Here is a 22,300-nt window from a genome sequence, read left to right as displayed (position 1 = left end):
CAGCGTCAATGCTGGTCAAGGGTGTGCATCACGTTACGGCCAGGCTTCACCTCGCCGAATCCATTGACGCGGCATGACCGGCACCGCAAGCATGGATCGCCCGGTGAAACGGGGATCCCGCGGGGGGCGGGGCCCGCAGGGGCGGGAAGGGAGCGCGTGGGCAGTCCCATGAAGTCCAACCAGTCGGCCGTCGCGGGCGGCATCGCGACCAGTCCGGCCGGCGGCCAGGGCGGCGACGGCCTCGGCCGGTCGGGGCTGGGCGCCTCGGGCGGGCAGCGGCTCCCGGTCGCCCCGCGCGAACGCAAGCCCGCGCTCGCGGCGCTGGCGGTGCTCCTCATCCTCGGCGGCGCGCTCACCAGCGCCTACCTGGTCATGGCCAGCGGGCAGCGGGTCTCGGCGATCCGGGTCGCCCAGCCGGTCGCGGCCGGGCAGCGGATCCCGCTCAGCGCACTCGAAGAGGTGCAGGTCAGCGATACCGGCGCCGACTACTACATCAACTGGACCGAGCGCGCCGCGGTGGCCCGCGCCTACGCCGCCGTCCCGCTCGTCCAGGGCGCGCTGCTCACCAACCGCATGGTCAGCCGCACCGACGACGCCGCCAAGGGCCGGGTCGTGCTCGGGCTGGCGCTCAAACCCGGCCAGTTCCCCTCGCGCGGGCTGGAGACCGGCAAGCGGGTCAGCCTGTACGCGGTCGGCGGCGGCACCGGCGGCGGCCCCCGCGCCGGCACCGTCCTGTCGGCGGACGCGATCGTGGTGGGCGTGTCGCAGGGCGGCGACAGCGGCCGGCTGCGCGGCGACCAGACCACGGTGGACGTGGCGGTGCCGCCCAACGAGGCCCCCGCGGTGACCCAGGCCGCCTCGGCCGGCTCGGTCGCGGTCGCGCTGATCCCGGAGGGCACCCGGGTGACCGGTGGCGGCCAGCCGCAGCAGCCGCCGCCCAGCACCGAGCGTCCCGCGCAGCCGGAGGGCTCGCAGAGTCCCCCGGCCGGAGGCGGCGGCCAGACCCCCGCGCAGAACGGCGGCGGCACGACCGGCGGGACCGGCGGCGCGAACGGCGGAACGACCGGCGCACCGAGAAGCGCACCGAACCAGGGTCCGGGCGGCGGCCAGGCCCCGAACGGCACGGGCGGGGACTGACCGTGGCACTCATCGCGCTCGCGGCCGACAAGGGGGCGCCGGGCGTCACGACGGCGGCCGTCGCGCTCGGCGCGGTCTGGCCGCGTCCCGTGCTGGTCGCCGAGTGCGACCAGGCCGGCGGCGACCTCGTCTACCGGCTGCCGGCCTCCGCCGACGACCCCGCCGGACGGGGCGGGGCGCGCGACGGCGGCATGCTCAACCCGTCCCGCGGCCTGCTCAGCCTGGCCGCCACCGCCCGCCGCGGGCTGCGCCCCGACCAGATCGCCGAGCACTGCCAGCGGCTGGTCGGCGGGCTCGACGTGCTGGTCGGGATCACCAACGCCGAGCAGGCGCAGGCCATGACCTGGCTGTGGGGCCCGCTCGGGCGGGCGTTCGCCGGGCTGTCCCCGGTGGACGTGCTGGCCGACTGCGGCCGGCTCGGCGCCGGAGCCCCGCTGAACGACCTGCTGCGCGAGGCCGACATGGTCGTCCTGTTCACCCGCGCGACCCTGGAGCAGGTGGCCCACCTGCGCGAGCGCGTGGCTGCGCTGGCGTCCGAGCTGCGCGGCGGCCCGCCGATCGGGGTGGTCGTGCTGGCCGATCCGCGCGACTTCCGCGCCTCGATCGCCGAGGTCGACCGGATCGTCGCGGGCGTCCAGAGCCGGCTGCAGGGCCAGGACGCCGCGTCCCCCGGCGGCCCCGGGCCCGGGTACGGTCCCGCGCCGCCCCCGGTGGCGGTGCTGGGCGGGCTGGCGCTCGACCCCAAGGGCGCGGAGCTGCTGTCCGGGCGGTGGGGCGGGCGGCTCGACCGCTCGCTGCTGATCCGTTCGGCGCGCGAGGTCGCGGCCACGCTCATCGGCCGCCTCGGCACCGCCGTCCACGCCGGCCCCGTGCCGCCCGCGGCCCAGGCCGTCCCCGGCGCACCGCCCGCTCCCGGGCATCCTCCCCAACCCCACGAACGACCCGGCGTCCAGGAACCGCTCGCGCGACCGCCCGAGCGGCAGCAGTACCAGGAGGGGAGGCTCTAGGTGGATCACGGCCTGGTCAAGCGGCTGCGCCAGGAGGTCGGCGACCGGCTGGCCCAGCAGCGCCGCCTCGACGCCGCGAGCGGCCTCCCGCCCATGACCGGGGAGGACGAGCGGCAGTTCGCGCGCGCCCTGATCGGCCAGGTGCTGGAGGAGTTCGCGCGCGGCGAGATCACCTCCGGGCGGCGCCCGCCGAACGCCGAAGAGGAGGAGGCGCTGGCCGCCGGCGTGCACGCGGCGCTGTTCGGCGTCGGCCGCCTCCAGCCGCTCCTCGAGGACCCCGAGATCGAGAACATCGACATCAACGGCTGCGACCGGGTCTTCATCGGGTACGCCGACGGCCGCGAGGTCATGGGCGAGCCGGTGGCCGAGAGCGACGAGGAGCTGGTCGAGCTCATCCAGATCCTGGCCGCCTACAGCGGGCTGTCGTCGCGGCCGTTCGACACCGCCAACCCGCAGCTGGACCTGCGGCTGCCCGACGGCTCCCGGCTGTCGGCGGTGATGGACGTGACGGTGCGGCCCGCGCTGTCGATCCGCCGCGCCCGCCTGGGCAAGGTGTTCCTGTCCGACCTGGTCGGCAACGGCACGTTCACCCCCGAGATCGGGCACTTCTTCAAGGCCGCCGTGCACGCCCGCAAGAACATCATGCTCGCCGGGGCCACCAACGCCGGGAAGACCACCCTGCTGCGCGCCGTCGCCAACGAGATCCCCGCGCACGAGCGGCTGATCACCGTGGAGCGGGCGCTGGAGCTGGGCCTGGACGCCTTCCCCGAGCTGCACCCCAACTGCGTCGCCTTCGAGCAGCGGCTGCCCAACTCCGAGGGGCAGGGCGCGATCTCGATGGCCGAGCTGGTCCGCCGGTCGCTGCGGATGAACCCGTCCCGGGTCATCGTCGGCGAGGTGCTCGGCGACGAGATCGTCACCATGCTGAACGCGATGACGCAGGGCAACGACGGTTCGCTGTCGACCATCCACGCCAACTCCTCGATGGAGGTCTTCAACCGGATCGCCACGTACGCGATCCAGTCGGAGGAGCGGCTGCCGGTCGAGGCGACGCACATGCTGATCGCGGGCGCCATCGACTTCGTGGTGTTCATCGAGAAGCGCAACGAGTACGCGCGGGGCGGGCGGCTGCGCCGGTTCGTCTCCAGCGTCCGCGAGGTGACGGGCGCGGACGGCCGGGTGCTGTCGTCGGAGATCTTCGCCGCCGGGCCGGACGGCGTCGCCGTGCCCGCCGCGCCGATCGCCTGCGCCGACGAGCTCGCCGAGTTCGGCTACGACGTCGCCGCCGGAGGTGCCTGGTGACGCTCCCGACGTCGAGCGGAGCGCGGTGATGTACGCGCCCGACGTGCTGCTGGCCATCGCCGCCGGCGCGCTCGCCGGCGGCGGGCTCCTGCTGCTGGCCCTGGCGATCCGCGGGCTGCCCGCCCGCTCGGGGCCGCCGCCCAGGCGCAGCCGCGAGGAGCTGGTGAAGACCCTCACCACCCGCACCGCGCTCGCCGTGATCGTCGGCCTGGCGGTGCTGGTCGTCACCCGGTGGCCGATCGCGGCCGCGGGCACCGGCGTGCTCGTCCTGGCCTGGAACGGCCTGGCGGGCGGCGCGTCGGAGGAGCGCCGCAGCATGGCGCGGCTGGAGGCGCTCGCCGCGTGGACGGAGTCGCTGCGCGACACCATCGCCGGCGCGGTCGGCCTGGAGCAGGCCATCCCCGCCTCGCTGCGCGCCTCCTCGCCCGTCCTGCAGCAGCCGCTGCGCACGCTGGTCGACCGGATGCACACCCGCGTCCCGCTGCCGGACGCGCTGCGCCGCTTCGCCGACGACCTGGACGACCCGTCCGCCGACCTGGTCATCGCCGCGCTGATCCTGAACGCCAAGCTGCGCGGCCCCGGGCTGCGCGACATGCTCGGCGCGCTGGCCGGGTCCGCGCGCGCCGAGCTGGACATGCGCCGCCGGGTCGAGGCCGACCGGCGCGCCACCCGCCGCAGCGTCCGCATCGTCGTCGGCGTCTCGGTCGGGACGGCGATCGGCCTGGCCGTCTTCAACCACTCCTACGTCGAGCCGTACGACGACCTCCTCGGCCAGCTCGTGCTGTGCCTGGTGATCGCGCTGTACGGGGCGGGCTTCCTGTGGCTGCGGCGCCTGGCCAAGTACGAGATGCCCAGCCGCTTCCTCACCACGTCCGGTACGGCCCGTCCGGGGGTTCCGGGGGAGGTGCCCACGACGTTCGCCGCCTGGCAGTCCAAGGGCGCGGCCAAGGACGGCCAGAGCGTGCTGCGCGGCCGCCACACGATGGACGCGGGCGGAGGCGGTGCCCAGTGAGGGAACCGACCGGAACCGCGCAGCCCGGGGCGTTGTGCGCGGCATGGGGATGGTGTGACCATGGCCGGACGTCGCTTCTTCGTCGGGGTGGTGTGACGTGACCGGTCCGTTGCTCGCGGGCGCCCTCGTGGGCGCCGGGCTCTACCTGTTCGTCCGCGCCATCTTCCCGGCCCGGCCGGGGCTGTCGGCCCGGCTGGCCGCCTTCGACGCCGCCCGCCGCCGCGACCTGGACGACGCCGACGCCCGCCGCATGTCGCCCAGCCACGACAAGGTCGGCACGCTGCGCGCGAAGGTCGGCGCGGAGCTGGCCCGGTACTGCGAGTCGCGCGGCTGGAAGCTGCGCTCGATCCGCGCCGACCTGGCCATCACCGAACGCTCCCTGGAAGGCTTCCTGGCCACCAAGTTCCTGCTGCCGGCGGGCGCGCTGCTGGTCATCCCGGTCGTGGTGGCCTACTTCGCGCTGCTGGGCGCCGGGGTGTCGTTCCAGGTCCCGGTGTGGATCTGCGTGTTCTTCGCGGTGCTGTTCTTCTTCTTCCCCGACATGCAGCTGCGGCAGGAGGCGGCCGGGCGGCGGCAGGACTTCCGGCACGTCGTCGGCGCGTTCCTGGACCTGGTGTCGATGAACCTGGCCGGCGGGCGGGGCGTCCCCGAGGCGCTGATGACCGCGTCCAACGTGGGCGAGGGCTGGGCGATGCACCGCATCCGGGACGCCCTCGCCAACGCCCGGATCACCGGGCAGACCCCGTGGCAGGCGCTGGGCCGGCTCGGCGACGAGCTGGACATCGCCGAGCTGCGCGACATGGCCGGCGCGCTGGCGCTGGTCGCCGACGACGGCGCGCAGATCCGCAAGTCGCTGGCGGCCCGGGCCGCGTCGATGCGCAGCCGCGAGCTGTCGGAGCTGGAGGGCAAGGCCGGCGAGCGGTCCCAGTCGATGCTCGTCGCGCAGCTCCTGCTCTGCGCCGCCTTCCTGGTCTTCCTCGCCTACCCCGCGCTGATGCGGGTGATGGCGGCCTGACGGAAACGCGAGCCTAGTAACCCCTGAAGGAGGATGTGTGGGTCCGATCAATCCATGGAACGACCCGGTCGTCGTCTATCTGCGGGCCCTGGTCGGCTGCCGCGTCGACCGGCTGCGCAACGAGCCGGAGCGCGGCAAGGGGGCCTCGGCGATCGAATGGGCGATCATCACCGCGATCCTCGCGGTCATCGCGATCACCATCGGCGCGACGATCCGGAACCTGATCGTCAACAAGGCCAACAGCATCCGGACGGAGTAGTGGTGGCGCGGCGCCGGGACCGCCGCGACCGCGGTGCGTCGTCGATCGAGTGGGCGTTGCTGACGCCGATCCTGATCCTGGTGATGCTCGCCGTGGTGCAGTTCGCGATGGTGTACCACGCGCGCCACGTCGCCCTCGCGGCGGCGCAGGCGGGCGCGCGGGAGGCCCGTACCCGGCCGGTCGGAGGCGGCTGGGAGGGCGCGGCCGAGGAGAAGGCGGCCGGCGACGTGCAGAAGATCGGCCGCAATCTCATCAGCGGGCTGCGGGTGAGCAGCGGGGAGACCGGTGACCAGCGGTGGGTCGAGGTGAGCGGCGAGGCGGTCCGGGTCGTGCCGTTCATGACCTTCCGCGTCTCGCAGCGCTCGCAGGGCCCCATCGAGTGCTTCCGCCCGGACGTGGGCGAGGGCGTGGCGTGCGGGGGAGGCGCCCCGTGAGACCTCCCCGGGACGGCGCCGACCGCGGCTCGATGTCGATGGAGATGGTGCTGGTCACGCCCCTGTTCGTGGTGTTCCTCATGCTGCTGGCCGGGGCGGGCCGGATGGTGGACGCGCAGAGCCAGGTGGACGGCGCGGCCCGCGACGCCGTCCGCTCGGCGTCCATCGCCCGCAGCGCGGGAGCCGCCGAGCGGCTGGCGCAGGAGGCCGCGTCCGCGAACCTCACCGGCCGCGACTGGTGCGCGGGCGGCCCGGTCGTGGTCACCGACACCACCGACTGGGGACCGGGCGGGCGGGTCGCGGTGACCATCACCTGCGACGTCGACCTGGCCGACCTCTCGTTCATCGGGCTGCCCGGCAGCAAGACGCTGCGCGGCAAGGCGCTCGCCCCGATCGACACCTTCACCTACCGCGGCGGCACCGGGGACGACGGATGAGGCGCCCGAGCCGCCTGACGATGCCGCGCCGCCTGCGGGTGCCGCGCGACCTGCGCGACCGCGGGACGATCGGGATGTACGTCGTCCTGTTCACCCCGGCCGTGTTCCTGCTGGCCGGGCTGCTGGTGGACGGCGGGCTGGCGATCCACGCCCGGCAGCGCGCGGCGGACGTGGCCGAGCAGGCCGCCCGCGCGGGCGCCAACGAGATCGACACCGACGCGCTGCGCCGCACCGGGGAGCCGGTGATCGACCCGGCCCGCGCCCGCGCCGCGGCGTGCGACCTGGTGGCGAGCTACGACGACGAGGTGACCGGGTCGCGCTGCGAGGCCGACGAGGAGCAGGTGGACGTGACCGTGCAGCTGACGGTGCGGCTCCAGCTGCTGGGCATCGTGCCTGGACTGGGGGAGTTTACGATGACCTCGACGGCGTCCGCCCGACCAGTCACCGACGAGGACCAGTAGGGGACACCCGATGACGGCACGGCACGCAGGCGGCAGGCGGTCCGAGGGCGTCCGGGACGCCTCGGGGAGGCGGCTGGGGCAGGGCGCACCCGAGCCCGTGCGGGTGCGCGGGCGGCGCGGCGCCGGCGACGTGCTCGCCGGGCTGGGCGCGCTTGCGGCCCTGGTGGCGCTGCTGGCCGGGGTGCCGTTCGCGCTGCTGACCTTCTTCGAGTCGCCGATCCCCGACCGGGTGCCGACGCTGTCGGACCTGTCCCAGCCGATCAGCGACAGCTCGCTGATCCCGATCCTGGTGGCGCTGGTCTGGCTGGCGTGGCTGCAGCTGGCGCTGTGCGTGGTCGTGGAGGTGTACGCGGGGATCCGCGGGGTGGGCGTGCCCGCCCGGGTGCCGCTGGCGGGCGGCACGCAGTCGCTGGTGCACCGGCTGGTGGTCGCGGCGCTGCTGCTGTTCACCGCCACCACCACGATCGTGCCCGCGTTCGGCGGCGGCAAGGACCTGCACCAGCACCGGCCGGTGCAGACCCAGGCGCAGGAGTTCCGGCCGATCGCGGCCGCCCCGCCGGAGCGGCCGGTGGAGCGGGCGCCCGGCACCGCGCCGGTCGCCGAGGCCGCGCAGCCGATCGAGAAGACCGCCACGACGAAGATCTACCGGGTGCAGCCGCCCGAGGGCCGGCACCACGAGAGCCTCTGGGAGATCGCCGAGAAGTGCCTGGGCGAGGGCCGCCGCTACAAGGAGGTCTTCGAGCTCAACAAGGGGCACGTGCAGCCGGACGGCAGCAGGCTGAACATCGCCAGCCTGATCCGGCCCGGCTGGATCCTGGAGATGCCGGCGGACGCCAAGCACGCCGAGGTCGTCCCGGTGAAGGACCTGAACGACTACTTCCGGCACGGTCACGCCGTCCCGGACAAGGCCCCGGCGCCCGATCCGCAGCCGGACCCGCAGCCGGATCCCCAGCCCGACCGGCAGCCCGCGCCCGCGCCCCGTCCGGACGACCGCACGCCCGCGCCCGATCCGGAGCCGACGCGGGGCGGCGGCGGGCCGGAGGAGCCCGGCGCGCAGATCCCGGGCGTCGAGGTCCCCGGCTCGGAGGCTCCCGGGACGGAGGTGCCGGATGCGGAGGTCCCGGACGGCGGCGTGCCCACGCCGGAGTCGCCCGCCGCCGAGCCGACCGAGCCGGAGCTGCCGTCCACGTCGGCGCCCGTACCGCCGCCCGCCCCGGCGCCCAAGCCGGTCCCGCAGCCGCCGGAGCAGAAGCAGGAGAGCAGGACCCCGGCGCCGCGGCCGACCGACGAGCTCGGCGGCGGCGCGGGCACCGGCGGCGCCACCGTCCCGGGACGCGACGCCGTCCACGCGCACGACACCGCGCTGCCGTTCGACATGAGCTGGCCGCAGGGCCTGGCCGCCGCCTCGCTGCTGGCCGCGGGCGTGCTCGGCGCGCTGGGCCGGCGCCGCCGGACGCAGATGTGGCACCGCGCGTTCGGGCACATGATCGTCCGGCCCGAGGGGGCGGCCGCGGCGGCCGAGCACGCGCTGCGCGTCGGCGCCGACGACGACGGCGCCCGCCTGCTCGACCTGGGGCTGCGCCACCTGTCCAAGTCGATGGCGGCGGGCGGCCGGGCGCTGCCCACGGTGTACGGGGTCCATCTGGGCTCGGGCAGCCTCGACCTGTGGATCGCGCCCGCCGACCGCAACCCGCCCGCGCCCTGGCAGGCCCACGACGACGGCCAGGTGTGGCGGCTGACCGCCGACGCGCTCGGCGTCCTGGACGCCGCCGACCTCGGCGACGTCCTCGCCCCCTACCCCGGGCTGGTCTCGATCGGCACCAACCCCGGCGGCCGGATCCTGGTCGACCTGGAGGCCGCGCACGGGCTGATCGCGCTGCGCGGCCCGGCGGAGACCCGGCGGTCGGTGCTGGCGGCGCTGGCGCTGGAGCTGGCCACCAACCGCTGGTCCGACCACATGCGGATCACGCTGGTGGGCTTCGGCGGCGAGCTGGGCGAGACGCTGGCGGAGGTCGCGCCGGACCGGGTCCGGACGGTGGCCGTGCTGGACGAGGCGCTGCCCGAGCTGGAGGGGCGCGGCGAGGAGGTGCGGCAGGCGCTGGCGGCCTCCGGGATGGACTCGGTGCTCACCGGCCGCAGCCGCGGGGTGTTCGGCGAGGCGTGGATGCCGCACTACCTGATCATGGCGGACGAGCCGTCCGAGCGGGAGGCCGACCGGCTGGTCGCGCTGGCCCGCACCGGCACCCGGATGGCGGCCGGCTACCTCGTCCCCGGCGATGTGCAGGGCGCGACCTGGACGTGGGACGTCGACGCCGGCGGGCGGCTGCAGGCGGGCGTGCTCGGCTTCGAGGTGGACGCGCAGCTGGTGCCCGAGGAGCACTACCGCGGCCTCGGCGAGCTGTTCCGCGGCGCGTCGCGGCTGGAGTCGGTGCCGCTGCCCGCGCTCGGCCCCGGCCCCGGCGTGGGTCCCGCGCCCGGCGGCTTGGCCGTCGCGGAGGCGCCGGGGGCCGGGATGCCCGGCGCGCCCGACGGCGGGCAGTCGTCGGTCGACATCAGGATCCTCGGCCCGATCGAGATCGACGCGCCCGGCCCGATGGACGAGAGCCGCCGGGCGCTGTGCACCGAGGTCCTCATCTACCTGGCGGCCCACCCGGGCGGGGCGCATCCGACCGTGCTGGGCGGGGCGATCTGGCCGCGCGGCGTCACCACCGGGGTGCGGGACGCCTGCGTCGCCCGCGTCTCCGACTGGCTCGGACGCGACGCCCGCGGCCGCCCGAACCTGTACTACGACGACCGCGGCCGGATCAGGCTCGGCTCGGAGGTGCGGGTCGACTGGGCGGTGTTCCGCTGGCTGGTGTGGCGGTCGGCGGCCGAACCGGCGTCCGAGACCGCCTACATGTCGTACGCGCTCGACCTGGTGCGGGGCCCGGTGCTGTCCGGCAGGCCGCGCGGCCGGTACGGCTGGCTGGCCGCCGACGACCTGGAGTACGAGGCGACCGCCCGGGTCATCGACGTCGCGCACCGGCTGGTGCTGCTGCGGCTGGACGAGAACGACCTGCGGGGCGCGGTCGGCGCCGCCCGCGCCGGGCTGCGGCTCGCCCCCGACGACGAGGGCCTGTGGCGTGACCTGCTCCGCGCCACCCACGCCACCGGCGACGAGACGCAGGTGCGGGTGGTGGTGGACGAGCTGCGCAACCGGGTCGTCCGCGACCCGCTGCTCGACCAGCTCCAGCCCGAGACCGAGGCGCTGGTGGACGAGCTCATGCCGCAGTGGCGGCAGGTCGCGGCCCGCTGAAGAGGCCCGGCGCGCTCAGCGGTAGAGGCCGGGGCCGCCGAGCGAGTAGCGGGCGGGCTGCGGGTGGACGCACGGGCCCCCGGGCCGCCCCCCGACCCGGACCGCGTGCACCGGACGGCCCGTCCGGGTCGACAGCGCGTACACCATGCCCGCCGCCGGGGCCGCCAGCCACAGCTCCGCGCCGTCGGCGGTCACACCGCCCGGGACGGCGGCGCCCCCGCCCGGCACCCGCCACAGCCGCGTCACGCGCCGGGTGGCGAGGTCGAGCGCCGCCACCGTCCCGTCGCCGCCCAGCACGTACAGCAGGCGCGACCCGCGGCCGAGCACCAGCCCCTGCGCGCCCGGCCCGGTGCGGACGAACCCGGCCGTCCGGAAGCCCGCGGCGTCGATCAGCCACAGGCCGCCCTTCGCCGCGTCGGTGACGTAGAACATGGCGCCGTCCGGCGACAGCCGCAGGTCGGCGGGGCGCGCCCCGGCGGGCAGCCGCAGCGTCCCGGTGACCGCCCGCCGGGACGGGTCGACCCGGACCACGGTGCCCGCCGACGGGCACGCCGTGACCAGGTACGTCGCGTCGGCGGCGAAGTCGGCGCGCTGCGCGCCCGCGCACGGCAGCCGGATCGTCCCGAGCGGGCGCATCGTGCGCGGGTCGCGGAGATCGATGCCGGAGTGACGGCCCGCCATGAGGAGCGCGGCGCGGCCGTCCGGCGTGAAGTAGAGCGGCCCGGGGCGGGAGATCGGCAGCGCCCGGCCGCGGTGCGCGTAGCGGGGGCCGATGGGCTGCACCCGGCCGTGCCCGGGATCGGCGACCCACAGCCGCCGCAGGTCCCAGGCCGGGACGATCTGGGACGGCGCGCCGCCGGTGCGGACCCGGCCGAGCAGCCGCCCGGTGCGCTGGTCGATCACGTCGGCGGTGCCGGTGCCGGCGTTCGGGACGTACACCCGCGGCGGGAGGCTCCGCGCCTCCGGCCCGAGCATTCCGGGGCCGGTCGCGGCGTACACGTTCACACCGGGCGGCGCGGCCGCGTCGACGTGCTTCCCCTTCCCGCGCCCGCCGCCGTCCGGCGCGTACGGCGCGGGGCCGCCCAGCGCGATCGCGGGCGCGTCCGGCGCCCCGCGTCCCGGACGGTAGAACGGCACCGGCGACCCGCACCCGGTCGCCACCAGCCCGGCCGCGGCCAGGCAGGCGAGGGTCGCGGTCGCCGCCCGTCCCGGGGCGGCCCGGCGACGGGCCTCCGGTCGCGGTGCGCGGCGTGCCCCCATCACGGGCGGGACTGTACCCCCTCCGGCACGCCCCGTGTACGGCTCATCACCAAACGCGTCCGCCGATCGTCCTCAAGCGGACGCGCCGGACGCTAGCCGGACTTGCCGATTCCGATGCCGAACTCGCGGTAGACCCGCTCCCAGAAGCCGTCCCGCAGCCAGGTGCGGGCCTCCTGGTAGGGGCGCAGCGAGGAGCCGAGCTCCTTCTCCGCCTCGATCAGCAGCTCCTTGTCGATCACGGGCGGCAGGATCGGGCCGGGCAGCAGGTCGCGGATGTTGTCGCGGCCGCGCTCGAACAGCCACTTCTGCGCGACGTGCTCGCCGATCTCCAGCATGTGGTCGCGGTCGGGGCCGAGCTTGCCGTCAGTGGGCGGCGCCGTCGCGGTGGAGTTCATCGCCGCGGCGACCGTGGCCGGGGACGCGGGCGCGCCCGCCGTGGCCGGGACGGCGCCCGCGCGGACGGCCGCCGCCGCGTGTGACGGCTTGACCGCCGGGGTGCGCCCCGCGAAGACCTGCGACGGCGACGGCACCGGGGTGCGCCCGGGGGCGACCGGTTCGCGCACGGCCGGGGCGGTGGCGGCGACGGGCAGGACCTTGGCCTTGGTGAAGTAGGGGCGGAGGAAGTCGGCGGGCAGCACCTCGACCGTGTCGGACTCCCAGACCAGCCACTCGGCCTGGTTGGAGCCGTGCGTGGGCTCCACGCCCCACAGGTGGACCCGCACGCCGTACCGCTGGGCGGCCTCCACGGCCGGCAGCATGTCCTCGTCGCCGGCCAGCAGCACCGCGTCGGTGATCGCCCGGTGCCGGGCCAATGCCTCGAGATCGGCGCGCAGTTGCGCGTCCACGCCCTTCTGCTGGCCCTGCGCGTTCAGGTTGCCCAGCCGCAGTTTCACCAGCGGCAGGTTGGCGATCACCCGCTGGTCGACCGTGGGCTGCCGCTTGGGCGCGGCGTCGAACCAGTAGACCCGCAGCAGCTCGCCCAGCAACTGGCTGTCGGCATGACTGGTCAAGGCCTTGATCAGCTTCTCCGCGGCGACCCGGTACTCGCGCCGCGAACTGCAGCCGAGAAGCAGCGCACCGGAGGCCGCGTAGAGGTATCCCGCGTCGACGAAAACGGCGTAACGCGCGGGCTGTGGAACGAACTCCGAGGTGGCCATGGCCTTTCACCTTATTCGTGCACGGGCCTGTCCTGGGTGCGAACCACGGTTAGATGTCCTCACAGCATGGCCCCACGCACGGCGTCCACACGAAATGTGTGTGCGTTCAGCCACGTTACGCCGGGTGTGCGGCCGATGGGGGATCGTGACCCTGTGGCCCCCGGAAAAGGGGGAAACGACCCCGCGCGGGGAGACCGTCCCGGCGCGGGGCCGGAGTCAGCGTGGGAGGCCGCTGGCCCGCCAGGCCCCCGCGCCGCGCGGCCGCTGCGCCTCCGCCACGGGGCCGCGCAGCAGCCGGGAGCGGTCGGCCCAGCGGGAGACGCGCCGCTCCCCGCCCCCGGCCGCCGCGGCGTGCGCGCGTGCGCGGGCCGTCAGCACCGCCACCAGCGCCGCGACCTCCTCCGGGCTCGGGTCGCCCTGGACGATCTGCAGGTACGGCTTGCCGGCGGCGCTGCTCACGTCGTCGTCTCCTTCACGGCACGTCGGGTGATCACAACACGGGGGTCAGAGGGGGATGTTGCCGTGCTTCTTCGGCGGCAGCGTCTTGCGCTTCTCGCGCAGCGACCGCAGCGCCCGGATGATCTGCCCCCGCGTCTCCGACGGCTTGATCACGTTGTCGATGTAGCCGCGCTCGGCCGCGATGTAGGGGTTGGCCAGCGTGTCCTCGTACTCGGTGATCAGCTCGGCGCGGCGGCCGTCCGGGTCGTCGGCCGAGGCCAGCTCGCGCCGGTACAGGATGTTGACCGCGCCCTGCGCGCCCATCACCGCGATCTGCGCGGTCGGCCAGGCCAGGTTGATGTCGGCGCCCAGGTGCTTGGAGCCCATGACGTCGTAGGCGCCGCCGTACGCCTTCCGGGTGATCACGGTGACCAGCGGGACGGTGGCCTCGGCGTAGGCGTACAGCAGCTTGGCGCCGCGCCGGATGATGCCGTTCCACTCCTGGTCGGTGCCGGGCAGGAAGCCGGGCACGTCCACGAACGTCAGCACCGGGATGTTGAACGCGTCGCAGGTCCGGACGAACCGGGCGGCCTTCTCGGAGGCGTGGATGTCCAGCGTCCCGGCGAACTGCATCGGCTGGTTGGCGACCACGCCGACCGAGTGCCCCTCGACCCGGCCGAAACCGACCACGATGTTGGGCGCGAACAGCTCCTGGACCTCCAGGAACTCGCCGTCGTCCAGCACGTGCCCGATCACGGTCTTCATGTCGTACGGCTGGTTCGGCGAGTCGGGGACGATCGTGTTCAGCTCCTCGTCCGCCTCCTCCTCGGCCAGGTCGACCGCCACGTCGAACGCGGGCGGGTCGGCCAGGTTGTTGGACGGCAGGTAGGACAGCAGCGCCTTGACGTACTCGACCGCGTCGGCCTCGTCGGAGCCCTCGTAGTGCGCCACGCCCGACCGGGTGTTGTGCGAGTGCGCGCCGCCCAGCTCCTCCATCGTCACCGTCTCCCCGGTGACCGTCTTGATCACGTCCGGGCCGGTGATGAACATGTGCGAGGTCTGGTCGACCATCACGATGAAGTCGGTGATCGCGGGGGAGTACACCGCGCCGCCCGCGCACGGGCCCATGACCAGCGAGATCTGCGGGATGACGCCGGAGGCGTGCACGTTCCGCTTGAAGATCTCCGCGTACAGGCCGAGCGCGACCACGCCCTCCTGGATCCGCGCGCCGCCGGAGTCGTTGATCCCGATCACCGGGCAGCCGGTCTTGATCGCGTGGTCCATGACCTTGCAGATCTTCTCGCCGAACACCTCGCCGAGGGACCCGCCCGAAACGGTGAAGTCCTGGCTGAACACCGCGACGTGCCGGCCGTCGACGGTGCCGTACCCGGTGACGACGCCGTCGCCGTAGGGCCGGTTCTTCTCCATCCCGAAGTTGGTGGAGCGGTGCCGGGCCATCTCGTCGAACTCGACGAACGAGCCGGGGTCGAGCAGCGCGTCGATCCGCTCCCGGGCGGTCATCTTGCCCTTGGCATGCTGCTTCTCGACCGCGCGCGCCGAGCCCGCGTGCACGGCCTCGTACCGGCGCCGTTCCAGGTCCGCGATCTTTCCCGCGGTGGTGTGGATATCGATCTCCGCCGCGGGTTCAGGAGCTTCCATCGCCATGCCGGTCAGAGTAACCGGAGGCTGATGGGCGATCGGCGGCGGGGCGACCCATAACCTGGGGCGCGTGGCTACCAACACGCGCGACACCCTCCGGCAGGACATGCCCGAACCGCTGCGCCGCGACGTCCGCCTGCTCGGCGCCATGCTCGGCGACGGCCTCGTGGAGTACGGCGGCCAGGCGCTGCTGGACGACGTCGAACGGCTCCGGCACGCGGTGATCGCCGCCCGCCGCGGCGAGATCGCCGGCGCGGAGGTGGCGGCGCTGGTCGACGGCTGGTCATTGGAACGTGCCGGGCAGGTCGCCCGCGCGTTCACCGTCTACTTCCACCTCACCAACCTGGCCGAGGAGCACCACCGGATCCGGACGCTGCGCGAGCGCGACACCGAGGACGCGGCCGTGCCCAGCTCGGTGCCCGCCGCGGTGGAGCGGATCCGCGCGTCCGAGGGCGGGGAGGAGCGGCTGGCGGAGGCGATCGCGGGGCTGGAGTTCCACCCGGTGTTCACCGCGCATCCGACCGAGGCCCGCCGCCGCGCCGTGGTCACCTCCATCCAGCGGGTCAGCGACCTGCTCGGCCAGCTGAACGCGGGACCGGGCGCCGCCGAGGCCGCCGACCTGGAGCGGCGGCTGCGCGAGGAGATCGACCTGCTGTGGCGGACCGCGCTGCGCCGCCACACCCAGATGGACCCGCTGGACGAGGTCCGCACCGCGATGGCCGCGTTCGACGAGACGATCTTCCGGACCGTTCCGGAGATCTACCGCTCCCTGGACGCCGCCCTCGACCCCGAGGGCACCGGCACCCGTCCCCCGAAGGCGCGCGCGTACGTCCGGCTGGGCAGCTGGATCGGCGGCGACCGGGACGGCAACCCGTACGTGACCGCGCGGGTCACCCGGGACGCGGTGATGATCCAGGCCGAGCACGTGCTGCGCGCCCTGGAGACCGCCTGCGCCCGCATCGGCCGCGAGCTGACCGTGCACGCCTCCACCACGCCCGCCTCGCCCGCGCTGCGCGAGGCGCTGGCGGCGGCCCGCACCGCCCAGCCCGGCCTGATCGACGGGGTCGCCAAGCGGTCCCCGGACGAGCCGCACCGGCAGTACCTGCTGTACGCGGCGGCCCGGATCGCCGCCACCCGCGAACGCGACGCCGACCTGGCCTACGGCTCGCCCGACGAGCTGCTGTCCGACCTGACGATCGTGCGCGGGTCGCTGGCGGACGCGGGCGCCGCCCGCCTGGCCTACGGCCGCGTCCAGCAGCTGATCTGGCAGGTGGAGACGTTCGGGTTCCACCTGGCCGAGCTGGAGATCCGCCAGCACTCCGAGGTCCACGAGCGGACCCTGGCCGAACTGAAGTCGGGCGAACCTCTCAGCGAGATGTCGGAGGAGGTCCTGGAGACCCTCCGGGTCGTGGCGTGGATCCAGCGGCGGTTCGGGGTGCGGGCGTGCAGCCGCTACGTCGTGTCGTTCACCCGGTCGGCCGGCGACATCGCGGCCGTCCACGAGCTGGCCGCCTCGCTCGGCGACAACGCGCCCGTCCTGGACGTGATCCCGCTGTTCGAGACCGGTGAGGACCTGGAACGCGCGCCCGCCGTCCTGGAGGGGATGCTCGGGCTGCCCGCCGTCCGGCGGCGCCTGGCCGAAACCGGACGCCGCCTGGAGGTCATGCTCGGCTACTCCGACTCGGCCAAGCAGCTCGGCCCCACCAGCGCCACGCTGCGCCTGTACGACACCCAGGAGGCCCTCACCTCCTGGGCCGCGGCCAACGACATCACGCTGACCCTCTTCCACGGCCGCGGCGGCTCCCTCGGCCGCGGCGGCGGCCCCGCCAACCGCGCCATCCTCGCCCAGGCGCCCGGCTCGGTCGCGGGCCGCTTCAAGGTCACCGAGCAGGGCGAGGTCATCTTCGCCCGGTACGGGCACCAGCAGATCGCCCGCCGCCACGTCGAGCAGGTGACCAACGCGGTGCTGCTGGCCGACACCGGCGCCGTCCAGGACCGGGCCCGCCGCGCCGCCGCCCGCTACCGACCGCTGGCCGACAAGATCAGCGACGCGGCCCGCGCCGCGTTCCGCTCGCTGATCGAGACCGACGGCTTCGCCGCCTGGTTCGCCCGCGTCAGCCCGCTGGAGGAGATCGCCGAACTGCGCATCGGCTCCCGCCCGGCCCGCCGCAAGGCGGCCCGCGGCCTGGAGGACCTCCGCGCGATCCCCTGGGTGTTCGCCTGGACGCAGACCCGCGTCAACCTCCCCGGCTGGTACGGCCTGGGCAGCGGCCTCGCCGCCGTCTCAGACGGCGGCCGCGACCTGGACGAACTCCGGGAGGCCTACGGAGCCTGGCCGCTGTTCGCCGCCCTCCTCGACAACGCCGAAATGAGCCTGGCCAAGTCCGACCGCGCCATCGCCGAGCGCTACCTGGCCCTGGGCGAACGCCCCGAACTGAGCGAGACCGTCCTGGCCGAGTACGACCGCACCCGCACCCTCGTCTTGGGAGTGACAGGCCACGAGCGCCTCCTGGAGAACCGCAAGGTCCTCTCCCGCGCCGTCGAGCTGCGCAACCCGTACGTGGACGCCCTCTCCCACCTGCAACTGCGCGCCCTGGCCGCGCTGCGCGCAGGCGTCGCCGACGAGACCGAACGCGACCACCTGGAGGAACTCCTCCTCCTCTCCGTCAACGGAGTGGCGGCGGGCCTCCAGAACACCGGCTGACAACACGGGCTGACAACACGGGCTGACCCCGGGGGCCACCCGCCGGGTGGTGTGGAGGGTCGGCCCTCCACAATGAAGCAGTGAGTGACTCACCGTATGGCGACCTTGATCGTCCTCCGTTGCACGAGGGGGCGCTGCGGCGCGCGCTCGTGCGGCCCGGCGCACTGTGGCGGGACGTGCGGGTCGTACCGGAGACGGGGTCCACCAACGCCGACCTGGCCGCCGCGTCCCGTGAGGGGGCGCCGGAGGGTACGGTGCTGGCGACGGAGCTGCAGACCGCGGGGCGCGGGAGGCTGGGGCGCCCGTGGGCGGCGCCGCCGCGTTCGGGGCTGATGTTCTCGATGCTCCTGCGGCCCTCGGTGCCCGCCGAACGGCTCGGCTGGGTGCCGCTGCTGACGGGGGTGGCCGTCGCGGTGGCGGTGCGGCGGATGACGGCGTGGTCGGAGGCCGGGGCCGGGTTCTTCGCCCAGGAGGGCGACCGGGAGGACGTGGCCGTCGACATCCGGCTCAAGTGGCCCAACGACCTGCTGGTGGGCGATCGGAAGCTGGCCGGGATCCTGGGCGAGATGGTCGACGACGCGGTGGTCGTCGGCGTCGGCCTCAACGTGGGCCTGCGGGAGGACGAGCTGCCCGTGCCCACCGCCACGTCGCTGGCCATCGAGGGGGCGCCGCTGAGCGACCGGGCGCCGCTGCTGCGCGCCATCCTCCGGGAGTTCGAGACGTGGTACCGGGAGTGGACGGCGCTCGGCGGCGACCCGGAGACCAGCGGGCTGCGCACCGCCTACAAGGACCTGTGCGTCACGCTGGGCCAGGACGTGCGGGTGGACCTGCCCGGCGGCGGGACGCTGCGGGGCGCCGCCGCCGACGTCGACGACGCGGGCCGCCTGGTCGTGGTCAGCCCCGAGCAGGGCGAGCGCGCGGTGGGCGCCGGGGACGTGGTGCATCTGAGGCCCTCATAGGAGACCCGGCGTGTATCGAACGCATGAGCGAGATCATTACAAGAACAGCCGAAAGCCTGGTTTATGTCCGCCTAAAGTAAGTGGCGAGGCCCACAACGTGGGTGATCAGGCGCGCGCGGACGGATGCGGCGGACCTTCGTCCGCGGACGGCCGCGTCTGCCACGATATGTCGCGGAACTCGACCACGTCGCCGCCGGCGTCCAGCGCGCCGCCGGCGCGCTGAGGGGCAGGGGAGATGCCAGCAGAGGGCGGGCCGGGCTCTTCGCCGGATCCGAAGGAGATCGAAGAGCTCCTGCTCGGCGGCGAGCTGCGGTACACCCGCGTCGACGCGGTCCGGCTCGCCGGCGTCACCAGGGAGTTCTCCGGCCGGGTGTGGCGGGCCTTCGGCTACCCCTCGATGCCCGACGGCGAGATCGCCTACACCGAGGGCGACGTCGCGGCGCTGTACCGGATCCGCCGGCTCATGGACGACGGCTTCCTCGACGAGGACGGCGTGATCCGCCTGGTGCGGGCGTTCGGCCAGACCATGACCCGCCTCGCGGAGTGGCAGGTCAACCTGCTCAGCGGCACGATCGGCGACCCGTCCGGCGAGGCCGATCCCGGGGCGGTCCGCACCATCGTGGAGATCGCCGAGAAGCACATGGAGGAGTTCGAGCCGCTCGTCGTGCACGCCTGGCGGCGCCAGCTCGCCGCGGCCGGCACCCGCGCCATCGCGGCCTCCGCGACGCGGGAGCCCGGGTCCACCGCCGCGCGGGCCCCCCTCACGGTGGGCTTCGCCGACATGGTCTCCTTCACCCAGATGAGCCGGGAGCTGGAGGAGCTGGAACTGGCCCGGGTGGTGGAGCGCTTCGAGGAGACCGCCTCCGACATCGTCGCCTCCTGCGGCGGCCGGCTGGTGAAGACGCTCGGTGACGAGGTGCTGTTCTGCGCCGACGACCCCGCCGTGGGCGGGGAGATCGCGCTGGCCATCGCCGCCGCGATCAAGGACGAGACCGAGGTGCCGGACGTCCGCGTCGGCGCGGCCTACGGTCCCGTCCTGCCGCTCATGGGCGACGTGTTCGGCACCACCGTCAACCTCGCCGCCCGGCTGACCTCCCTGGCCCGCCCCGGGTCGGTGGTGATCGACGAGGAGCTCGCCGCCCACCTGGCGGACGTGCCCGCCTTCACCACGACCCGGATCGTCCGCCGCCCGGTCCGCGGGCTGGGCATCATCCAGCCCTACGTGCTGCGCCGTGCGGGAGGGCGGCCCTCCGGGGCCCCCGAGACGGAGTGAACGCCCCCAGCGCGGGGCCGTCCACTCCGGTGCGGGCATCCCCAAGCCCCCCCCGGGCCCGCGGGGCGTCAGTTGGGAGAGCTCATGCCCTCACCGGGCGCGTCGGTGAGGCGCTGGAGGTAGTTCTGCTCGCCGAGGGCCTCGACCAGGCTCAGCTCGGTCTCCAGGTGGTCGATGTGCTCCTCCTCGTCGGCCAGGATGTCCTCGAAGATCCTGGCGGAGGTCACGTCGCCGCGTGAGCGCATCAGCTCGATGCCGGGCCGCAGCCGGGCCACGGCCTCCAGCTCGACCTGGAGGTCGGCCTTGAGCTGCTCGACCACGGTCTGGCCGATCCGCAGCGTGCCGAGCTTCTGGTAGTTGGGCAGCCCTTCGAGGAAGAGGATGCGGTCGGTGATCCGCTCCGCGTGCTTCATCTCGTCGAAGGACTCGTCGCGGGTGTACTTGGCCAAGCGGACGTAGCCCCAGTTCTCCTGCATCTTGGCGTGCAGGAAGTACTGGTTGATCGCGGTGAGCTCGGCGGTGAGCTGCTCGTTGAGCAGCCCGATGATCTCGTTGTCGCCTTCCATGGATCACCATGTTCGCATGGCCGCCGAGATCTGGACAGCACTAACCCCCCGCTCGGTCCATGTTCCTCACCGAAACATGACCGGAACGGGGTTCCGGCGGCGGTGCTCTAGGCGGCGGCGGTGGGCGCGGCCCCCCTTCCCGTGGCTCCGTTGGACCGGCGCACCCTGAGCGTCGGCCCGGCGACCGGGATCGGCTCGGTGCTCTCGGCGGGCATCACCGGGGACGCGGGGCCGCCGGTGATGGCGTCGACCAGGTCGCTGGCGGTGCGGTACTCGCTGATGAGGGAGTACAGCCGCTTGGTGCACGTCCCGCATCCGGGCTTCATCCCGCAGGCGGCCTTGACCTCTTTGGGGGAGCAGGCGCCGCCATCGAGGCAGCCACGCACGTCGTCTTCCGTGACGGCGTTGCAGATGCAGACGTACATCCGGCGACAGCCCTTTCAGCCCGGGGGTTAGGGGACCCTCATTAAGGTAAGGCTCCCCTAAGGTAACCCACCGATGTCCGTTCTGACCAGTGGCATCCGGTTCTTTTCTCCCGCGAACCGCCTGGACCCCACCCGCGCGCCCGCCCGCGACGTTCTCCCAGGCCAGGCCCGGTGGGCGTTCCGGTGCGGTTTCCGCCGGTGTGAGAAAGGCCTTGGGGGGAAGCATCCGTCCCGACGACGGGAGGGCGGGACGTGGCACAGGTCTGGCCGGGGGAGGCGTATCCGCTGGGGGCCCACTTCGACGGGACCGGCACCAACTTCGCGGTGTTCTCCGAGGTCGCCGAGCGGGTCGAGCTGTGCCTGTTCGACGGGCCGGCCGGTCCCGGCGGCGCCCCGGCGAGCGGGGAGACCAGGATCGCGCTGCCGGAGGTGGACGCCTTCGTCTGGCACGCCCACATCCCCGGGATCATGCCCGGCCAGCGGTACGGCTACCGGGTGCACGGCCCGTACGACCCGCGCCGGGGCGACCGGTGCGACCCGTCCAAGCTGCTGGTCGACCCGTACGCGATGGCGATCGAGGGCGAGGTCGACTGGGACGAGTCACTGTTCGGGTACCGGTTCGGCGACCCGTGGTCCCGGAACGATCTCGACTCGGCGCCGCACACGATGCGGTCGGTGGTGGTCAGCCCCTACTTCGACTGGGGCGACGACCGGCCGCCGCGCACCCCGTACCACGAGACGGTGATCTACGAGGCGCACGTGAAGGGGCTCACCAGGCTCCACCCGGAGATCCCGCCGGAGCTGCGCGGCACGTACGCGGCGCTCGGCCATCCGGTGATCGTCGACCATCTGGTGAAGCTGGGCGTGACCGCCGTCGAGCTGATGCCGGTGCACCAGTTCGTCCACGACGACAGCCTCGTGGAGCGGGGGCTGCGCAACTACTGGGGCTACAACACCATCGGCTTCTTCGCCCCGCACAACGGCTACGCGGCCTCGGGGACCCGGGGCCAGCAGGTGCTGGAGTTCAAGGCGATGGTGAAGGCCCTGCACGAGGCCGGCATCGAGGTGATCCTGGACGTCGTCTACAACCACACCGCCGAGGGGAACCACCTGGGCCCGACGCTGTCGTTCCGGGGCATCGACAACGCCTCGTACTACCGGCTGGTGGAGGACGACCCGCGCTACTACATGGACACCACGGGCACCGGCAACAGCCTGCTGATGCGCAGCCCGCACGTGCTCCAGCTGATCATGGACTCGCTGCGGTACTGGATCACCGAGATGCGGGTGGACGGGTTCCGCTTCGACCTCGCCGCCACCCTCGCCCGGGAGTTGCACGAGGTGGACCGGCTGGCGGCGTTCTTCGACCTCGTCCACCAGGACCCGGTGGTGTCGCAGGTCAAGCTGATCGCCGAGCCGTGGGACGTGGGCGAGGGCGGCTACCAGGTCGGCAACTTCCCGCCGCTGTGGACCGAGTGGAACGGCAAGTACCGCGACACC

Annotated in this window: 20 protein-coding genes; 14 read left to right on the top strand and 6 right to left on the bottom strand. The window is 74.2% G+C overall.

The features are described from left to right. Positions 1-156: 156 nt before the first annotated feature. The 10 genes from ACFPZN_RS15580 (at position 157) to ACFPZN_RS15535 (ending at position 10,359) form a co-directional block, all read left to right on the top strand. Entirely contained in the window at positions 157-1,137 is a 981-nt protein-coding gene (locus tag ACFPZN_RS15580; protein WP_378282668.1) for a hypothetical protein, read from the top strand. Positions 1,138-1,139: 2 nt separating this feature from the next. After that, positions 1,140-2,144: a hypothetical protein gene (locus ACFPZN_RS15575; RefSeq protein ID WP_378282667.1), complete on the top strand. Its 1,005-nt coding sequence runs from the start codon at positions 1,140-1,142 to the stop codon at positions 2,142-2,144. Next, the gene (locus ACFPZN_RS15570) at positions 2,145-3,446 is read left to right on the top strand and encodes a CpaF family protein (protein WP_378282666.1); all 1,302 of its coding nucleotides are present in this window, start codon (positions 2,145-2,147) and stop codon (positions 3,444-3,446) included. After that, positions 3,436-4,458: a type II secretion system F family protein gene (locus tag ACFPZN_RS15565; RefSeq protein WP_378282665.1), complete on the top strand. Its 1,023-nt coding sequence runs from the start codon at positions 3,436-3,438 to the stop codon at positions 4,456-4,458. The genes ACFPZN_RS15570 and ACFPZN_RS15565 overlap by 11 nt, the downstream gene beginning before the upstream one ends. Positions 4,459-4,555: 97 nt before the next feature. Continuing rightward, positions 4,556-5,473: a type II secretion system F family protein gene (locus tag ACFPZN_RS15560; protein ID WP_378282664.1), complete on the top strand. Its 918-nt coding sequence runs from the start codon at positions 4,556-4,558 to the stop codon at positions 5,471-5,473. A gap of 37 nt (positions 5,474-5,510) precedes the next feature. Beyond that, complete coding sequence (locus tag ACFPZN_RS15555; protein WP_378282663.1) at positions 5,511-5,732, top strand: Flp family type IVb pilin; 222 nt, start codon at positions 5,511-5,513, stop codon at positions 5,730-5,732. A gap of 2 nt (positions 5,733-5,734) precedes the next feature. Then, on the top strand, positions 5,735-6,166 hold the full coding sequence (locus ACFPZN_RS15550) for a TadE family protein (protein ID WP_378282662.1): 432 nt from the start codon (positions 5,735-5,737) through the stop codon (positions 6,164-6,166). Continuing rightward, entirely contained in the window at positions 6,163-6,603 is a 441-nt protein-coding gene (locus ACFPZN_RS15545; RefSeq protein WP_378282661.1) for a TadE/TadG family type IV pilus assembly protein, read from the top strand. The genes ACFPZN_RS15550 and ACFPZN_RS15545 overlap by 4 nt, the downstream gene beginning before the upstream one ends. Then, positions 6,600-7,064, top strand: coding sequence for a TadE/TadG family type IV pilus assembly protein (locus ACFPZN_RS15540; RefSeq protein ID WP_378282660.1), 465 nt, complete (start codon positions 6,600-6,602; stop codon positions 7,062-7,064). Before ACFPZN_RS15545 ends, ACFPZN_RS15540 begins: the two co-directional genes overlap by 4 nt. Before the next feature lie 10 nt (positions 7,065-7,074). Next, positions 7,075-10,359 carry a hypothetical protein gene (locus tag ACFPZN_RS15535; RefSeq protein ID WP_378282659.1) on the top strand — a complete coding sequence of 1,095 codons (3,285 nt, stop codon included), beginning with the start codon at positions 7,075-7,077 and terminating at the stop codon, positions 10,357-10,359. A 15-nt stretch (positions 10,360-10,374) separates the two neighbouring features. On the opposite strand, the gene ACFPZN_RS15530 is transcribed toward ACFPZN_RS15535, so the two are convergent. The 4 genes from ACFPZN_RS15530 to ACFPZN_RS15515 all read right to left on the bottom strand — a co-directional run bounded on the left by ACFPZN_RS15530 (position 10,375) and on the right by ACFPZN_RS15515 (position 14,879). Continuing rightward, positions 10,375-11,622: a YncE family protein gene (locus ACFPZN_RS15530; protein ID WP_378282658.1), complete on the bottom strand. Its 1,248-nt coding sequence runs from the start codon at positions 11,620-11,622 to the stop codon at positions 10,375-10,377. Positions 11,623-11,711: 89 nt separating this feature from the next. Then, positions 11,712-12,776 (bottom strand): NYN domain-containing protein, encoded by a 1,065-nt coding sequence (locus tag ACFPZN_RS15525; protein WP_378282657.1) that lies wholly within the window; start codon positions 12,774-12,776, stop codon positions 11,712-11,714. A gap of 216 nt (positions 12,777-12,992) precedes the next feature. Then, positions 12,993-13,235: an acyl-CoA carboxylase subunit epsilon gene (locus tag ACFPZN_RS15520; protein ID WP_378282656.1), complete on the bottom strand. Its 243-nt coding sequence runs from the start codon at positions 13,233-13,235 to the stop codon at positions 12,993-12,995. A 45-nt stretch (positions 13,236-13,280) separates the two neighbouring features. Further along, positions 13,281-14,879 carry an acyl-CoA carboxylase subunit beta gene (locus tag ACFPZN_RS15515; RefSeq protein WP_378282655.1) on the bottom strand — a complete coding sequence of 533 codons (1,599 nt, stop codon included), beginning with the start codon at positions 14,877-14,879 and terminating at the stop codon, positions 13,281-13,283. A gap of 100 nt (positions 14,880-14,979) precedes the next feature. Between ACFPZN_RS15515 and ACFPZN_RS15510 the strand changes: the two genes are divergently transcribed. From ACFPZN_RS15510 to ACFPZN_RS15500, 3 genes are all read left to right on the top strand, one after another. Continuing rightward, the gene (locus tag ACFPZN_RS15510; protein WP_378282759.1) at positions 14,980-17,577 is read left to right on the top strand and encodes a phosphoenolpyruvate carboxylase; all 2,598 of its coding nucleotides are present in this window, start codon (positions 14,980-14,982) and stop codon (positions 17,575-17,577) included. A gap of 80 nt (positions 17,578-17,657) precedes the next feature. Continuing rightward, positions 17,658-18,536 (top strand): biotin--[acetyl-CoA-carboxylase] ligase, encoded by an 879-nt coding sequence (locus tag ACFPZN_RS15505; protein WP_378282654.1) that lies wholly within the window; start codon positions 17,658-17,660, stop codon positions 18,534-18,536. 235 nt (positions 18,537-18,771) lie between these two features. Further along, the gene (locus ACFPZN_RS15500; RefSeq protein ID WP_378282653.1) at positions 18,772-19,809 is read left to right on the top strand and encodes an adenylate/guanylate cyclase domain-containing protein; all 1,038 of its coding nucleotides are present in this window, start codon (positions 18,772-18,774) and stop codon (positions 19,807-19,809) included. A gap of 68 nt (positions 19,810-19,877) precedes the next feature. Here the strand turns inward: ACFPZN_RS15500 and bfr are convergent, their stop codons facing one another. After that, positions 19,878-20,375: a bacterioferritin gene (gene bfr, locus ACFPZN_RS15495; protein WP_378282652.1), complete on the bottom strand. Its 498-nt coding sequence runs from the start codon at positions 20,373-20,375 to the stop codon at positions 19,878-19,880. Between the two features lie 107 nt (positions 20,376-20,482). Further along, complete coding sequence (locus ACFPZN_RS15490; RefSeq protein ID WP_378282651.1) at positions 20,483-20,800, bottom strand: (2Fe-2S)-binding protein; 318 nt, start codon at positions 20,798-20,800, stop codon at positions 20,483-20,485. Positions 20,801-21,052: 252 nt separating this feature from the next. On the opposite strand from ACFPZN_RS15490, the gene glgX reads away from it, so the two are divergent. Beyond that, positions 21,053-22,300: glycogen debranching protein GlgX (gene glgX / locus ACFPZN_RS15485; RefSeq protein ID WP_378282650.1), on the top strand; the 1,248-nt coding region annotated here is incomplete at its 3' end.

Origin of the sequence: Actinomadura rugatobispora (assembly GCF_042656285.1) — a bacterium.
Lineage (GTDB): Bacteria > Actinomycetota > Actinomycetes > Streptosporangiales > Streptosporangiaceae > Spirillospora > Spirillospora rugatobispora.
This window is presented reverse-complemented; position numbering and strand designations above follow the sequence as displayed.

Coding starts and splice junctions, on each gene's coding strand:
- ACFPZN_RS15540 (WP_378282660.1), top strand. CDS start 6,600: ATGAGGCGCCCGAGCCGCCTGACGATGCCGCGCCGCCTGCGGGTGCCG.
- ACFPZN_RS15535 (WP_378282659.1), top strand. CDS start 7,075: ATGACGGCACGGCACGCAGGCGGCAGGCGGTCCGAGGGCGTCCGGGAC.
- ACFPZN_RS15525 (WP_378282657.1), bottom strand. CDS start 12,776: ATGGCCACCTCGGAGTTCGTTCCACAGCCCGCGCGTTACGCCGTTTTC.
- ACFPZN_RS15515 (WP_378282655.1), bottom strand. CDS start 14,879: ATGGCGATGGAAGCTCCTGAACCCGCGGCGGAGATCGATATCCACACC.
- ACFPZN_RS15510 (WP_378282759.1), top strand. CDS start 14,980: ATGCCCGAACCGCTGCGCCGCGACGTCCGCCTGCTCGGCGCCATGCTC.
- ACFPZN_RS15500 (WP_378282653.1), top strand. CDS start 18,772: ATGCCAGCAGAGGGCGGGCCGGGCTCTTCGCCGGATCCGAAGGAGATC.
- bfr (WP_378282652.1), bottom strand. CDS start 20,375: ATGGAAGGCGACAACGAGATCATCGGGCTGCTCAACGAGCAGCTCACC.
- ACFPZN_RS15490 (WP_378282651.1), bottom strand. CDS start 20,800: ATGTACGTCTGCATCTGCAACGCCGTCACGGAAGACGACGTGCGTGGC.